This window comes from Paenibacillus sp. GQ49, assembly GCF_059759055.1.
In genome coordinates this window covers 25,802-41,731 of the sequence record NZ_JCAXEL010000021.1, presented here as the reverse complement: position 1 = coordinate 41,731, position 15,930 = coordinate 25,802, and the positions used below count along the sequence as shown (strand labels likewise).

General features: G+C 42.3%; 14 protein-coding genes and 1 pseudogene. 1 reads left to right on the top strand and 14 read right to left on the bottom strand.

The genetic code is table 11. The features are described from left to right. Positions 1–418 precede the first annotated feature (418 nt). The 5 genes from AC6CIF_RS26285 to AC6CIF_RS26265 all read right to left on the bottom strand — a co-directional run bounded on the left by AC6CIF_RS26285 (position 419) and on the right by AC6CIF_RS26265 (position 4,476). The gene (locus AC6CIF_RS26285; protein WP_498202128.1) at positions 419–811 is read right to left on the bottom strand and encodes a hypothetical protein; all 393 of its coding nucleotides are present in this window, start codon (positions 809–811) and stop codon (positions 419–421) included. A 24-nt stretch (positions 812–835) separates the two neighbouring features. Beyond that, positions 836–1,618: an SDR family NAD(P)-dependent oxidoreductase gene (locus tag AC6CIF_RS26280; RefSeq protein WP_498202127.1), complete on the bottom strand. Its 783-nt coding sequence runs from the start codon at positions 1,616–1,618 to the stop codon at positions 836–838. An 88-nt stretch (positions 1,619–1,706) separates the two neighbouring features. Continuing rightward, entirely contained in the window at positions 1,707–2,285 is a 579-nt protein-coding gene (locus tag AC6CIF_RS26275) for a TetR/AcrR family transcriptional regulator (protein ID WP_498202126.1), read from the bottom strand. A 61-nt stretch (positions 2,286–2,346) separates the two neighbouring features. After that, complete coding sequence (locus AC6CIF_RS26270) at positions 2,347–3,345, bottom strand: NADP-dependent oxidoreductase (RefSeq protein WP_498202169.1); 999 nt, start codon at positions 3,343–3,345, stop codon at positions 2,347–2,349. A gap of 372 nt (positions 3,346–3,717) precedes the next feature. Continuing rightward, positions 3,718–4,476: an SDR family NAD(P)-dependent oxidoreductase gene (locus AC6CIF_RS26265; RefSeq protein ID WP_498202125.1), complete on the bottom strand. Its 759-nt coding sequence runs from the start codon at positions 4,474–4,476 to the stop codon at positions 3,718–3,720. Between the two features lie 474 nt (positions 4,477–4,950). Between AC6CIF_RS26265 and AC6CIF_RS26260 the strand changes: the two genes are divergently transcribed. Beyond that, positions 4,951–6,303: an IS4 family transposase gene (locus AC6CIF_RS26260; RefSeq protein ID WP_498202124.1), complete on the top strand. Its 1,353-nt coding sequence runs from the start codon at positions 4,951–4,953 to the stop codon at positions 6,301–6,303. A 111-nt stretch (positions 6,304–6,414) separates the two neighbouring features. Here AC6CIF_RS26260 and AC6CIF_RS26255 read toward each other — a convergent pair. From AC6CIF_RS26255 to AC6CIF_RS26215, 9 genes and pseudogenes are all read right to left on the bottom strand, one after another. Continuing rightward, positions 6,415–6,516, bottom strand: a pseudogene (locus tag AC6CIF_RS26255) (hypothetical protein); the annotation flags it as partial. Further along, positions 6,471–6,746, bottom strand: a complete 276-nt coding sequence (locus AC6CIF_RS26250) for a hypothetical protein (RefSeq protein ID WP_498202123.1) — start codon at positions 6,744–6,746, stop codon at positions 6,471–6,473. The gene AC6CIF_RS26250 and the pseudogene AC6CIF_RS26255, both read right to left, overlap by 46 nt. 1 nt (position 6,747) lies before the next feature. After that, complete coding sequence (locus tag AC6CIF_RS26245; RefSeq protein WP_498202172.1) at positions 6,748–6,942, bottom strand: hypothetical protein; 195 nt, start codon at positions 6,940–6,942, stop codon at positions 6,748–6,750. Further along, positions 6,879–7,055: a hypothetical protein gene (locus AC6CIF_RS26240; protein WP_498202122.1), complete on the bottom strand. Its 177-nt coding sequence runs from the start codon at positions 7,053–7,055 to the stop codon at positions 6,879–6,881. Before AC6CIF_RS26240 ends, AC6CIF_RS26245 begins: the two co-directional genes overlap by 64 nt. A gap of 83 nt (positions 7,056–7,138) precedes the next feature. Next, positions 7,139–9,661, bottom strand: coding sequence for a glycoside hydrolase family 3 N-terminal domain-containing protein (locus AC6CIF_RS26235; protein WP_498202121.1), 2,523 nt, complete (start codon positions 9,659–9,661; stop codon positions 7,139–7,141). Between the two features lie 41 nt (positions 9,662–9,702). Next, positions 9,703–11,958: a glycoside hydrolase family 3 C-terminal domain-containing protein gene (locus AC6CIF_RS26230; RefSeq protein WP_498202120.1), complete on the bottom strand. Its 2,256-nt coding sequence runs from the start codon at positions 11,956–11,958 to the stop codon at positions 9,703–9,705. A 29-nt stretch (positions 11,959–11,987) separates the two neighbouring features. Further along, entirely contained in the window at positions 11,988–13,754 is a 1,767-nt protein-coding gene (locus AC6CIF_RS26225; protein ID WP_498202119.1) for a family 43 glycosylhydrolase, read from the bottom strand. A 176-nt stretch (positions 13,755–13,930) separates the two neighbouring features. Further along, on the bottom strand, positions 13,931–14,818 hold the full coding sequence (locus AC6CIF_RS26220; RefSeq protein ID WP_498202118.1) for a carbohydrate ABC transporter permease: 888 nt from the start codon (positions 14,816–14,818) through the stop codon (positions 13,931–13,933). A 17-nt stretch (positions 14,819–14,835) separates the two neighbouring features. Beyond that, the gene (locus AC6CIF_RS26215; protein WP_498202117.1) at positions 14,836–15,786 is read right to left on the bottom strand and encodes an ABC transporter permease; all 951 of its coding nucleotides are present in this window, start codon (positions 15,784–15,786) and stop codon (positions 14,836–14,838) included. Positions 15,787–15,930: the final 144 nt, after the last annotated feature.

The window sequence follows — 15,930 nt, the reverse complement described above, 5'->3', positions numbered from 1 at the left end:
ATCACCGCTCCTAAATATGTGCACCTATTCAAGTCTTGCCATTAAGTTGGCAAGGCTTTTTCTCTTGAACGCAGTTGTTTCGCTTTGCTTATGTATTCTTTAGATTTTCTTCAGATTTATGCTCATTAATTCCTTAGTTATTACCTTTGCTTATTTTGCAGGGAAATTATTTGGAACCAAGATAAAACACAAATTTCAACATCATAAACACTTCGTTAAGGCTGAACTCATTCTGAACAAGAGTGACAATCCCCTATGAATTCCAATGAACCTATTTTATTTTTGAAAAGCTTTTTACAAAACCCTAAACATGTCGACAATAGCTGAGTTGTTCGAGATTGAGAAAATTCAATTTGTGCCCTTCAGTTCCCTCCTGTTTTTGTGTATGTTTGTCGTAAAAGGGACGATGAAGGCCTTCTCATTTTACAGCTGCCAGCCAATGAAATGCCTCATCTAAGTCATGGAATTCTTGAGATGGATTGGATATGTCCATTCCTGAGAGCATTCGGTTTGCACTCGATTTAGCTATCGCTTTATGAGGAACAAGCAGTGCTGAATACTTAAGTCCTGCTTCGAGTGATCTCGGATACCACTCTTGTGCAACCCATTCTTGGTCATCTGGCGAAATAAAGGCCAAGTGACGGCTATCGTATAACGCCTTATTCGAGCGTTTTTGCACCGCTAACTCCAACAATTTATCTAGTGGTGTACGATATTGTTCACCTTGCGCAAAGCTCTTCCATTGCAAAACAACTACCTTATTATCCTCATTCCATGAAACGGTTGCCTGGGGGGAATCATAAAAATTCATGTCGACCAGCTCCTTTTTTAATGTTTAATGTCCTGTCTTGTCCTGTGAGGATCTTATCATGCGAGTCATCATCTTACGCGGCAACAACCGAGGCATAAACGCGATGAATCGATTTCGAGCACCAGGCATAATTAACGTCTTGCCACGTAAGAAGCCTTGATACCCTTCTTCAGCGACCTGTCCTGCTTCCATGATCGGGCCCTGCAACATCTTCGAGACACCCATACCCGAACGATCAACAAATCCAGTGGATGTCAGGCCTGGACACAGTGCCGTTACCGTAACACCCGTTCCGCTTACTTCATTCTCCAAAGCCTCGGTGAATGATAGCACATATGCCTTTGTTGCATAATATACCGACATCATCGGTCCAGGGAAAAAACCTACCAACGAAGCCACATTCATCACACCGCCGTGTCCACGTTGTATCATATCCGGCAAGAATAGCTTTGTCATGACGGTTAAAGCCTTGATATTCACGTCAATCATATTAACTTCTTGTTCCATATCCGTTTCCATAAACGTCCCGAACAGACCGAAACCTGCATTGTTGACAAGATAGTCAACAACAATGCCCTTTTCCTTCAGCTCATGATAAATCTCCTTTGGTACCCCAGGTGCCGCTACATCTTTGGCAATAACCGTCGCCTGAATGCCATACTTTTTCTGATACTCCTGAGCTAGATCCTGTATTTTACCCTCACTTCGTGCTACCAGCACAATATGATGTCCACCTTTGGCAAACCGCTCTGCTAACTCTTTACCAATCCCACCCGATACCCCTGTGATTAGAACTGTCTTTCTCATATCGTTACCTGCCTCTCTTTTCTATAAATATATTTCATCTGGAACAACCATATTAGAACGAACATTCTTTTAATGTGAAAAAAATAGACTACCTTCGTATGAGATCCGCGGATAACATCGCTATACGAAGCGGTTTTTCCTTGGTCATCGAAGTCTTTGCCATCACCCTGAGCCCAACGCCTACATTATGCAGATATTCCGCCAATACCTCGGCGTTGTACTCCGTTGTGAATTCACCTTCTTGCTGTCCCCACACAATAATGTCCTTGATTAGTTTCTCCGTATTTGCAAACATCTCCGTCGATCGGTGGTTCATGTCTTTATCACGTGCCGCCAATTCTACCGTCGAATTAACAATGAAGCAGCCTGATGCTGGAGATTCCTCTCCATGAATTAAAGAAAGAAATATAAACTGAAGTGCTTCAGTTGCCGTTTGAGAACGCTTTACGCCTGCTGCAAGAGCGGAGCTGATTTTGTGATCATACAGATCTACTGACTTTAGAAACAAGGTATGTTTGTCACCAAATGTGTCATACAAGCTTTTACGATGAATTCCCATATGATTAACCAGATCCGTCATAGACGTCTTCTCATAGCCCTGTTCCCAAAAAAGTCTCATCGCTTTATCCAGTACAACAGACTCTTCGAACTCTTTGCTTCTCGCCATTGGTTTCCCTCCTGTTCAGAAAACGAACATTAAATAACACGAGCATCATCTTAACGAGCCTTTAAAAGGTAACAATGACTTTACCCTGGGAGTGACCCGTGGACACTTTAATCAATGCCTTTTCAATGTCATCAAACGTATACGTAGAATCGATCGAAGGTTTAATGTCTTCTTTTTCTACAAGAGCTGTAATCTCTTGCAATTGAACTCCACTAGAGTGCACGAATAAAAAACGATATTCAGTTTCAGTCTTACGTGCCATGGAATCCAAGCGCGCACCTACGAGACCAAACAATGCCCTTTTCCACAACGGGAATTGACTGTCCACTGCAAAGCGATAATTGGGTCCTGCCTTCAAAGAGACTAATTTCCCCTGTGGTTTCAAAATGCTCAGTTCAGCTTTAATCTCGTCCGCACCCAATGTGTCAATGACATAATCGATATCGGATAGAATATCAGCATAACGCTCAGTCTTATAATTAATGAATTGATCTGCTCCAATGGATAAACTACGCGCTCTGCCCCTCTCACTGCCACTTGTAATCACCGTTAATCCCATGGACTTGGCAATCGGGATGGCCATCGCACCGAATCCACCAGTTCCGCCAGGAATAAACAACTTTTTATTCGGTTCAGCTCGGAGTACATCATGCAATGCTTGATATGCGGTCAAGGCAGTAAGGGGTACTGCAGCAGCTTCGATAAAAGATAGATTTTCAGGCATAATGGATAAGGCATCCTCATGTACAGCTGCATATTCAGCAAAAGCACCAATTTTATTCAGTGGCAACCTGGTATAAACCGAGTCCCCTACTTTAAAATTCGAAACATCATCACCGACAGCTTCAATGACACCAGATAATTCATTCCCTAAAGTTAAAGGTAACGTATAGTCGGCAATCATCCGAACACTGCCATTCATATTCAAGATATCCAGCGGATTTACACCCGCAGCTTTTACTCTGACAAGGACCTCACGGCTATGAATCTGAGGTATCTCAATATCATTGATTTCCACTTGGATTTTTTTGGAGTATTTCTGTATTTGAGCTGCTCTCATCATTTATCCTCTTCCTTTGCTTATAGACTATATAAGTTGAACTAAATATTATTTATACTGACACTACGATGACAGAACAACCTTCCATTCGCTGTTATCGTGTAAAATGATTAGTTCAACTTATGTAGGAACATGGCGCGCAATGTTCAGTTGTACGCCATGCTCCATGGTTTGTGCTAGTACTGTCCCTCATGCGACTTTAATTCTTCCAACGTAATCCGTGTAGCCCTTACTTCCCAATCCAAAGAATGTTGTCGGATCTGCTTCATTCAATGGCGCACCTTGTTGAAGTCGTTCCACCAAATCTGGATTAGCTAAAACTCCTCTTTTTTTTTTGAGATTTTGTAAATGTATCCTATGGATTCTGCTGTATTAATTCAATTCTGAAATCACCGGGTAGATCGCACCTGTCAGTTGGAACTCATAGTTCTGATCTACAATCCCTACAACCACTTCGTTTTGATCATACAGATTGATCATGAAGCCTGCCATTTCTTTAGCAGTGTGGTACTTAGACATGTTTGCTTTGTAATCAAATCCTTCAGCATCTATTGATTTTTGTACAAATTCTGTTTCCGTGATCGCTGGTGCCAGGATCTTCGCTTTTAGTTTTGCACCTTTCAGTTCCAGTTCTTTGGCAAGACCTTCTGTGAAGGCACTAACGTAGTATTTCGATGCAGAATAAGCAACACTGCCTACAGCAATGGCATATCCGAGTGCGGATGAGACGTTAATCAATTGAGTGCCTTCCACATTCGCATAATCTCGCACATACAGTGTAGATAGAATGGTTAAAGATTCGATGTTAACACGCAGCATCGTCTCCACTTTATCCAAATTCTGTTCAGCAATGAACGAGCCTTCTCCAAGCCCTGCATTATTGATCCAAGTCTCAATTTCATATTCCTTCAAATCGTTATATAGCGTGTACGCCTCTGCGGTAACAGACAGGTCGCTTGTGTGAACGACAACATTTACTTTAGGGTCGATACCCTGAATAGTCGATTTAAGGTCTTCAAGCTTATCCAATCTTCTAGCTACCAAAATCAAGTTTTTGCCACGTGCTGCAAATGCCAATGCTGTTTCATATCCAATTCCTGAACTTGCTCCTGTAATCACTGTGTATTTCATCTTATTCTCTCCCTCATATTCTTTAGATTAGTGTAATTTCAGTTTCGAGAACGATCGTTCTATATTATGCAAAAAAAAGTAGTTAGATCTAACTTGCTGTTAGCATATCATTTCTAGAACGAACAGTAAATAATTATTTTTGGCGCACATTTCATTTTAAGTTGTGTTAATTAGAAAAAGACTGGAGAATTGGTTGAGTGAATCGTCAACCAGCATCCAGTCTTTTTTGCGTTTGATTGCAGTGTGGGTTATATCATCGATTGAGACTAAAATCACGTGAAATAACGTGTTTCTATATCATAATTTTATATTTTTTATATCTTATTAACTCAACTTTCGCACCTGGAATATCAAGCTAACCCCTTGTGGGTGTAAGAATAATTCAATATCGCTATTACTATTGACAAAAAACACCTCGCTTGTTTGGTTTCATGGAAGTACGACCAACCATGAACAAGAAAGGTGTGTAACCCTATGTTACAACAACATTCCCTGTCTGAACAGTCTCGTTTTTCTAAACTTTTTGTTTCACTTCACATCGGGAAAGCCTTGCGGCATGCAGGCATTTCCAAATCATTTGGGCTCTCCAGTTTAGCCATTTTTCGAATGGTGTTCTCGTTGGTTTTTGAAGGGAAGAATTGGTTTCGCCTTCTGGAAAGTGACCGTGGAGCCGATCTGCCGGGCAAAGATGTTGTCTATCGATTCTTGAATCAATCTTCATTTGCCTGGCGGCGATTTTCGCAGACGTTAAGCCTTCGGATCGTAGGCCATTTTGAATCACTCATTTCCTCCAAACGAGTGCGTGTATTTATCGTTGACGATTCAGTGCTTAGCCGAAATCGGAGTAAAAAAGCAGAGCTCTTGGCACGTGTGTTTGACCATGCCGCAGGCAGGTACATTAAAGGCTACACGATGCTCACGCTCGGTTGGTCGGACGGTTTTAGCTTTGCGCCGCTGGATTTTGTCATGCTGTCTTCCGCCAAACGGGCCAATCGTTTTTGCGAAATGGCTGCCCATCTCTGCAAACGCAGCCATGGATATAAACGACGAATGGAGTCTTTTTTCCGTAAGCCTGATGCAGTTGTAGGCTTGTTAGATCGGGCTATAAAGGTCGGTTTCACGGCGGATTACGTGCTGATGGACAGTTGGTTTACGCAGGCTCCACTGCTTCGTGAGCTCACAAGCAGAGGTCTGCCTGTGATTGGAATGATTAAAGAAATGAAGCAGCGATATCTCGTACAGGGACAGCGAATGACGTTAAGTGCCGTGTTTCAAACCCTGCCCAAATCGAGTACAAAAGACATCAAAGACTCCGTGGTCGTGCAAACTTCGTGCGGTCTGCCCGTGAAGCTTGTTTTTGTGCGCAACCGGAATCAACGACGAGAATGGCTTACCATTTTAAGTACAGACGTCACGCTGGATGCGGCGGAAATTGTACGAATTTACGGCATGCGTTGGAGTATTGAGACCTTTTTTAAAGTGACAAAGAGCTATTTGAAACTGGTAACCGAATTTCAAGGACGCTCTTTTGACCAACTAATTAGCCACACGACGGTTGTCTTCAGCCGTTATTTGGCGATGGAATATGAACGGCGTGAAACCAGTGATGACCGCACACTAGGAGGACTCTTTTTTCTCTTTGCCGATGAGGTTCGCGATCTGGACTTCCAGACGGCGCTTCAGCAACTGATGAGTTTATTTCTCGACATGTCTCAAGCAAAAACAGAACAGAACAAAACGGACGTTTTTTGTCAACTACAAGACTGGATCTCTGGTTTGCCCAGCTACATCAAGGATTTGTTTGGGGATTTGAGCTGCGAAAGTTGAGTTATTAATAAAACATCGTTTGTCTCTTCAACTATATAGATTGAACTGAAAAACTTCACACCCGAACCAGTAAGTGATCAATTACTTCAAGAGACCAATTATTGACCCGTTTCATAAATGCTGCGACATGAGAGCGGATGATGTAAAACTTGTGATAAAAGAATTGTTTACGACATCTTGTTTAAGCCATTTCCATAACCCTTCAACGGGATTAAGTTCAGGACTGTACTTGGGTAAAAAAACGAGCTGGAACCTTTTCCTCTTCTCCGACGGGTCTGCAAAGCCAAATAGACTCGGATCATGAGATGGTCGATCTTTCCCTGATTCAACTGCTCTTTAAGCTCAGGTAAAGTGACCTCCCTGAATTGTTTCTGTTCCTCTTTGTTGGCTCGTACCAGGGTATACGTGGCGTCCGTAAAGCTAAAACCAAGCCGATTCAGCATTTTAGAGATTCCTTTTAGCGTATACTTCTGGCCGAACTCGCAAAGAATTCAGGAGCGGATAATCTTTAAAAATCCCAGTGTACTTGGCCTCGAATCCAACATCCACAGGTCTTTGGCTTGCAATCGTTTCTTTCAGCCGTTCTTCTTGTTCGTCGGAAAGTTTTCGAATGCCACCAAGATATTCACCAAATTCCAAGCCTGAAAGTCCTTGGTTGCAACTATCGTTCCAATACCCGTTAATTGTAAGAAAGTACTGCCCAAAATGTCTGCAATTTCGGTTAGGGTCCAGCCTTCCAAATGCAAACGCACAGCCAAATATCTTTCATATATGCGCGTGCTATTTGTTTATTTCATTGCAATTGTCAGCTTTTCAATCTATATAGTTTCAATTATCAAGATGCCTCTGTCTCTACTAGTTCGAAGTCTGCTTCCAATACATCGCGGGAATTAGAGCCAACGTAGAGCTTGAACTCGCCGGGTTCCGCTTCATAACTTCGATTGCCTGTGTAGTAGACCAAGTCCCTTTCAGCAATCTGGAATAAGACTTCTTGACTCTGTCCCGGCTCCAGCCAGATTTTGCGGAAGCCCTTGAGTTCTTTGACCGGACGAACTGTGCTACCGTATAGATCTTGAATATAGAGTTGAACGACCTCCTCACCCGCATACACCCCAGAGTTGGTAACTTTCACGCTCGCATGAAGTACTTCTTTCCGGGTCATCTTTGGTAAGTCTAAATGGAGATCCGAGTATTGAAATTTGGAATAACTAAGTCCGTATCCGAACGGGTATAACGGATCATTAGGACAATCAATATATTTTGAAATATATTTCTGATCCCGAGTTGCATTCGTCACTGGACGTCCAGTTTTAAAATGATTGTAATACACCGGCACTTGCCCTACGTTCTGTGGAAAGCTCATTGTGAGTTTACCAGATGGATTGTAGTCACCAAATAAAACGTCGGCTATGGCATGACCTGCCTGGGAACCCAAAAACCACGTTTCAACAATCGCATCCGTATGCTGTTCAAACCAATTAAGCGCAAGAGGCCTGCCGTTAGTTAATACCAGAACAACTGGCTTTCCTGTTGCTACAACCGCTTCAGCCAATTTCATCTGAACCGCTGGGAGTGTAATATCTGTCCGCGAAGCTGCTTCTCCACTCATATCGCTGTGTTCACCTAATGCGAGAACAATGACATCTGACTCCTTGGCAGCCATAATGGCTTCCTCGATACCGTTTTCAATACCTGCCTCTACACCACATCCCTGCACGTATTTCAGCTGGCTCTTGTCCAACCCTTTAGCCGATATCCCTTGTAATAAGGATATGGTCTCGTAAGCATATTGGGAGTATTGCCAAGGTCCAAGCAAATCTCTGCTCGCACCAAAAGGCCCAATTACTGCAACCTTTTGTTCTCTTTCCAGAGGGAGCACTCCGTTATTTTTAAGTAATACAACCGATTTACGAGCTAATTCTCTACTCTTCTCCAAATGATCTGGATGAAGATGGAGTTGAACTTCTTTCTCTGGCTGGATATAACGATAGGGATCATCCATAATTCCTATTTTATATTTGTAAATTAGAATCCGACGAACAGCGTCATTAAGTTGTTCCTCTTTAATAGTACCAGCTTCTACTAGGCGAGGGAGCTCCTCAGCATACACTCTTGTGACCATCTCAATATCCATCGTAGCATTAATAGCCATAGCCGCCGCTTCTCTTTTATCCCGGGCTGCTCCATGAATCTGTATTTCTTCCACGGAACCATAATCCGAGATTAACATTCCCTCAAATCCAAGCTCTTCACGCAGCAACTCACGAAGCAAGAATGAATTCCCGGCCACAGGCACACCTTGATAAATATTGAAGGCATTCATCACTGAACCCGCCCCTGCCTCTATACCCGCTTGGAATGCTGGCAAATGGAAATTCCGGAGTGTTCCCTCGGAGATATCCACAGTATTGTAGTCACGTCCTCCTTCAGTCCCTCCGTAGCCAATAAAATGCTTCAGGCAAGCAATCAAGGTTTCGTCACTAAACAAACTATCTCCTTGAAATCCCTCAACCTGAGCCTTAGCGATTTGAGCTCCAAGGTATGGATCTTCTCCCGCTCCTTCTACGACACGTCCCCAACGTGGATCCCTGGTCAAATCAACCATAGGTCCGTGATTATAGGTATTGCCAGAAGCAGTCGCTTCCTTTGCTGCAATGGAACAAGCATCTTTAATTAATTCCATGTCCCAACTACATGACCATGCCAGCGGAACAGGAAAAATAGTCTGAAATCCATGGATAATATCCGCGTTGAAGAATAACGGAATTTTATGAGGAGACTGTTCTACCGCAATCTTCTGCAGCTCATATATACGCTTTAGATCAAATGCTCCAAGAATAGAGCCTGCTTTTCCTTCTGCAACTAATACTTCAGGTGGTGCAGATTCCACTTCACCGCCAAAAGAGTGATTGGACGATAAACACTGGCTCATTTGCCCAATTTTATCTTCTAGAGACATCTTGCTTAGCAGCTTATCAACTTCTTCTTTTATCTCCGCATCTGTTCGGGGACTTAGATCAGATTTACGGATCTTTTCCGCTAGAGCTGCAAACTCTTCGGACAGAGCGGTTCCTCTACCTTTTTCACCGATCAGTTGGAGTTCTTGACCCATCATATTTAATTTTCCGGTAAAAGAGTTTTCTTCAAAATATAAATCGAACGTAAGGATACCAGGCACATATTTATTATGTCCCTTAGCAAAAAGATGATTTCCCTCTATAACCGTCTCATCTATCTCAACCATAGGGACGGGCTCAGACCAGACACGGAGCTGCAATTCGTTCAGGTCCTCAATTTGAAAGATAAATTTAATACTAGCTAGTTCTGTTTCAATTTTACTGTTCCAAATTCCAATCATCACAATACCCCTCTCTGGGCTTATCTAATTTTTCTAGCCTTCTAGTCCTCATTTAAATATGCAAGAAATTGCTCCAGCTGTTCCTTCGGCATTGCTCTTTGGTTCTCAATAATTCTGAGCTTAATACTGTTCAGTAAAGATTCCATATCCATTCCAAATGGCCCCTCAGATCCAGAGTTTCCGAAGCCCATCCCTGTCAATAACGATGAAATAAATGAAGCTGCGGCTGGTTCAGACTTAATATCGCCTAAGGTAGAATCTAAGGTATATTTCTTGCGTAATCTAACTGATGAATTGACCTTGATTGTATCTTGCAGAACGATCTCTTCAGATGATTTACCAATAAAAAGTTCAAATTCACCGCTCTCCACATGCCAATCCTTTAATTCAACGTTATAATAAGCAAACGCACGTTTCCCCAGTTTAAAAATAACCAGCTTTTCCTCTCCTGGAGCCAACTCAATTTTTTCAAAGGCCTTTAATTCTTTAACAGGTCTGATCACACTAGACACAATATCCTGCACGTAGAGTTGTACAATTTCTTTCCCTGCTCTGCCTCCTGTATTCTTCACCTTTACCGAGACTATGACTTCTTCGGAATCTGTAATTTCTTTCTTATTCAATTGAAGCTCGGAATATTCAAACGTGGTATAGGAGAGACCATGCCCAAACGGGAATAAAGGTTCAATCTCAACTTTATCGTAATAACGATAACCTACGAATAGGCCTTCTCTATACTCTACCTGGTCACCTTCACCCGGAAAGTTAATGTAAGACGGGGTTTGGCTCAGTTGAACTGGGAAGGTTTCCGCGAGTTTTCCGGATGGATTCTTATCACCAAAAAGAATATCAGCTACAGCACCAGCCATCCCTTGTCCACCCAAATATGCTTCAAGCACCCCCTTTACCTTGTGAATCCATGGCATTTCAACAGCAGAACCATTTAATAGAACAATGACAGTGTTGCTCTGAATCTCGGTAACTGCTTCTATTAAAGCATTCTGATTATCTGGAAGCTTTAAGTGCTCTCTGTCCACACCTTCAGCATCGTATTTCTCTGGCAGTCCAACGAACAAAATTGCTACTTCCGATTCCCCAGCAACCTTTTTAGCTTCCTGAATCAATTGAGCATTAATCTCGCCTGAGTCCAATGAATAACCTTCAGCATATTGTACTCGTGCTTGCGACGCTGTTTTAGCTATTTCGTCCATTGGAACTTCTAACTGTGTAGGATTTACTCGTGAACTCCCTGCGCCTTGGTATCTTGGATGCTTTGCAAAGGCGCCGATTACTGCGAGTTTTCCTTGTTTTTGAAGTGGGAGAAGCTGATCGTCATTTTTCAATAACACCATGCTCTCTGCTGCTACGGATCTAGCGAATTGGTGATGAGCTTTTTGATTATAGGTTGCGTGATACTTTTTATTGTCTATCGCTTTATATATTGTTGAAAGAATTCTTTCAACAGCAACATCCAAGATTTCTTCAGACATATTACCACTGCGCACGGCGTTAATAATCTTCTCGCTACCTATACCATTGCTGTCGGGCATTTCCAGATCCATGCCTGCTGACAGTGCAACACCCCTCTCACTAACAGCCCCCCAGTCAGAGACAACTATTCCTTCAAACCCCCATTCCTCTCTTAAAATATCATTTAACAATTTCTCGTTTTGTGTGCAATATTCACCATTAATCTTGTTATAAGCGGCCATTACACTCCACGGCTGTGCTTCTTTTATTACATTTTCGAAGCTCGCAAGATAAATCTCACGTAAAGTTCGCTCATCAAGAATGACATTGATATTGAATCGTTTCGTTTCCTGGTTATTTACTGCAAAATGTTTAAGTGACGTTCCTACCCCTTGACTTTGAACGCCTTGAACATACCTAGTCGTTAATTCAGATGATAAGTAGGGGTCCTCAGAGAAGTACTCAAAGTTTCTTCCGCACAGCGGTGATCGTTTGATATTTGTCCCGGGTCCAAGGAGAATGTGAACATCTTCTGCCTGACATTCTTCGCCAAGTGCAGCTCCAACTTGTTCTAATAAAGTCTTATTCCAAGAACTGGCTAGTCCTGCTGCTGTAGGAAAACAAGTTGCTGGCACACTGTCGTTCAACCCCATATGATCTTGCGCTCCCGATTGTTTTCTTAGACCATGCGGCCCGTCTGTGAGCATTAGCGCTGGTATTTCGTGTTCAGGAAGAGCAGCTGTATTCCAAGCGCCTACTCCTGAGCATAATCTTACTTTCTCTTCCAAGGTCATCCGTGAGATGATTTCTTTAAGATCTCTATTCATTTCAAACATCTCCTTTCGTGCTGGACTTATTAGATCGCCTTGTAAACTTCGCCTTCAGTTATCCCGATCTCATTAAAACTATCCACCCGGACATATAACGGCTGACCTTTGATTAATGCCTTAATTACCATCTGATTTCTTCCGAATATCATGTGACTATGATACAGTTTATCCGGAGCAAATCCCCAGAGCACGTTGTAGCCGACCGTTTCAACACTCTTCCAGGAAACCGAAAGATCAAGGTCACCTAAAAGTTCGAGTTGGATTTCGCTTGTTTTATCAGGGAGTTCTCCAACACCAATCCCGAACACGCGAAAACCCGAAATACATGCCTGTTGGTTAAAAGGAAGCTCCTTTACAATGCACCGGAGATACCTTGCCTTTATTCCGTCTTCTTTCACTATGAGATCATGTGACAAATCAGTATTTGCATCCGACTTATCCTCAATTACAAAATAGTCTTTTCCATCCACTGATCCTTCGAGAACCCATCTGGTGTAATGCTGACGTTCGTCGATGAATCGCCCTTCTATCATAGCTGCTCCCTCTGGAAGCGAAAGATTCAATTGATCGTCGGCAAAATTGATTTGTATGGCATGTACATCGCATGGATGCTTCAAATCTACTTCGATCCATTCTCCAGAAGCATTAGAGCCTGCTTGCCACCATGTTTGAACATTCTCATCCGTCGCTTTCGAAGCTTCTTTTCCTTCTATAAAGGAAGATGCCTTAGCGGGTTTATTGTAAGACAACAGCATCCATTCCGGCTTGTCCCATGGATTCATCTGTGCCTGTTCGATCCTGAAGGGCCAGTCCCCAAATCGCTGATTGCAGAATAATTCCCCGTCCTTATCGAAGCCTGCAGGCCATAACCCCAGTCTTCTTTCAAAGATATAATTGATGCTGATTCTCATGGTTGAAGAATGCCAAAGATTCCCGTATTTATCTTCCATTGTCGATCCGTGCCCAGCACCTGGGATGAACCCCCCCGGCTTGTAGGAGAAAGGATTATTATTCGCCAGCGTAAACGGTCCTAATGGTTTATCGGATACGTAGACCCCATCTGAATAAACGTTACACTCCGTTCCAGGGCTAGAATATTGAAGATAGTATTTTCCATTATGCTTATCCATCCATGCGCCTTCAATGTATGGATCATTCCCTACCGCCTGTCTAATCATATTCAGATGCTCATCAGGAATACCCGGATTTGCATTTGCATAGCCTTGCACTACCTCCTCAATTTGCTCAAGCGTTTTTGGGATATGATTTTCGCCATTTCTCTCATAACCAATAACCGTAGTATTGCTATAGATCAGTTCTAGCGGCTCCCCTTTGGGTTTCATATCCCTTGGATCCACCTCGACCCCATAGATAGGCGTTTGGCTGGAACATCCCCAGTAAAAATAAATCCTTCCATCATCATCTACAAATAGATTTGGATCCCAGAAAGGAAATGTACCTTCTATTTCCTCAAACGCACCGCTAATCGGATCTTTTGTTCTGTAGAAAGAGCAATTCTTCGATCGACTTGATGCAGAAAAATACATATACTCCCCGATAACCCGCACATCCGGAGCATAATCATGAATGGGCAAACCCTTCAAAGGATAAAATTCCCAGTCATGCAGATTATCGCTTACAAGAAATCCCGCTGTCATTGAGGGAAACATAAAGTATTTTCCATGAAATAGAATCATAGAAGGATCAGCAGCTTCCCTAAAAGTAAGCATTTTTCCTGCTCCTTCGATAAACTGATATTTATATTCCATGTTAATAGGATTGCAAACGTACATATTATATCCACTCCCTTGAATTGTCATATTCTCGTTTTACACTACTACTATGCTCCTGGTTATTGGCGCAGACTGTTTAATCGATCTGACGGGGCCGAGCAGAATCGCTATATCTTCAGTCTGATACCTTCCAGATCGCGTTTCATATGAATCCTCCAAATGTAAATCTTTCAATTTTACTCTTTGACTGCTCCGGCCGTAGCCCCTTTAACGAACCATTTTTGGAAGATCGGGAACAACGCGAGCATCGGTAAGATACCCACAATTGCAATGGCCATTCGGATGGTAACTGAAGGCAAATCTGCCGTACTGACTGCAGTGCCTACATTATTCTGCTGTAGGAACTTGATATTCTCATTTATGTTATTTAATATCGTTTGAACACTTTGGATTTTACTGTTCGTCGAGAGAAAATACATCCCGTTCATCCAATCGTTCCAATATGTCAAAGCGGTTGTCATCCCAACCGTGACGAACATTGGCATGGACAAGGGAATCGCGATGCTGCGAAATACTCTAAATTCGGTAGCTCCATCAATTCGTGCGGATTCCACGAGCGCTGCAGGCAAGGCATGCTCAAAGTAATTTTTAAACATGACGACAAAATAGGCATTCATTAATAAATTTGGAAGTAGCAAGCCGAATATGGTGTCTTTGATATGAAAAATTTGTGTATATACAATATAAGTAGCAGTCAATCCGCCATTAAACAACATTGTGAAGATTAACAGGAACATCAGTAAACTACGCCCCGGAAGATCAGGCTTGCTTAGGGTATACGCAAGCATTGCCGATATAAGCACGCCGACTATGGTACCGACTACGGTGACGAAAATTGAAACCAGATAAGCTTTGCCGATGACTTCCCATTGCCCGGCGATATATTTGTAAGCGTCCAATGAGAATTTATCCGGGAAAAAACTATAACCATTTCTCAGCGCCGCACTTTCATCAGTTATGGAGGACATTAATAACAAAATGAAAGGTGCTATTGCCAGTACGGATAAGATAATCATCAGAATATGTCCAGCAATGGACCATTTTCTTTCTTTGATATCTATCATTGTTGATCACTCCATTATTAGAATAGGGTATCTTCCTTGCTATATTTGCGAAGCACCATATTCGAGGCCACAACTAATATGAAACCTACAAACGACTGGTATACTCCCGTTGCTGTTGACATCGTAATATCTCCAAGCTTCATAAGCGCCCGGAATGAATAAGTATCAATTGTTGTTGTGCTGTCATACAGTGCACCCGAATTCATCGGAACCTGATAAAATAATCCGAAATCAGAATAGAATATTCTGCCGATGGCCAAGATTGTCATCAAAATAATAACCGGCTTAAGAAGCGGCAAGGTAATATTCATGATTTGCTGAAACTTCGTCGCTCCATCTATTTTGGCAGCCTCATAATAATCGGAGCTGATGGTAAGAATCCTCGCTGTATATAACAATAAGCTGTATCCAATACCCTTCCATGTATTCACAAACAAAAGAATGTATGGCCAGTATTTAGGTTCGGAATACCAGGAGACAGGATCGATTCCGAGCGGTTTTAAGATTGAATGATTGATGAACCCGGTTTCACTGCTGAGAAACGCGAAGCCTAAATAACTAACGATGACCATGGAGATAAAATAAGGAATCAGTATGGCAGACTGATAAGCCTTGGCAAGTTTTTTACTAATGATCTCATTGAAGAGAATCGACACCACGATTGCGAAAATCGTGCCCACCACGATAAATAAAAGATTGTACAGAACCGTATTCCGTGTCATGATCCAAGCATCGTCAGTCGTGAACAGGAACTTAAAGTTATCGAACCATACGAACTTCCCATCGAAAATGCTGCCGGAGAAATCAAGTTCCCGAAATGCGATCTGCATGCCGTACAGAGGCATATAATTGTTAATGAATAAGTAGATTAACGCTGGTAAAGCCATAAGATACAAAGGAATATAAGACTTCCAATTTATCTTTTTTTTACGCGCTTTCGGCAAGTTCACATTTGTTGTTGCTTTCACTCACTCCGCCTCCCAATTCGTGCTTTCTCTGAAGTTTTGTTCTACTATTGGACTTCTCAATTGTATCTTACACAAAGAACGTAACCTGACGTTATACCTATGACGACGCAAAAGATATCCTTTTCCGACTTGCTGATTTCTCCG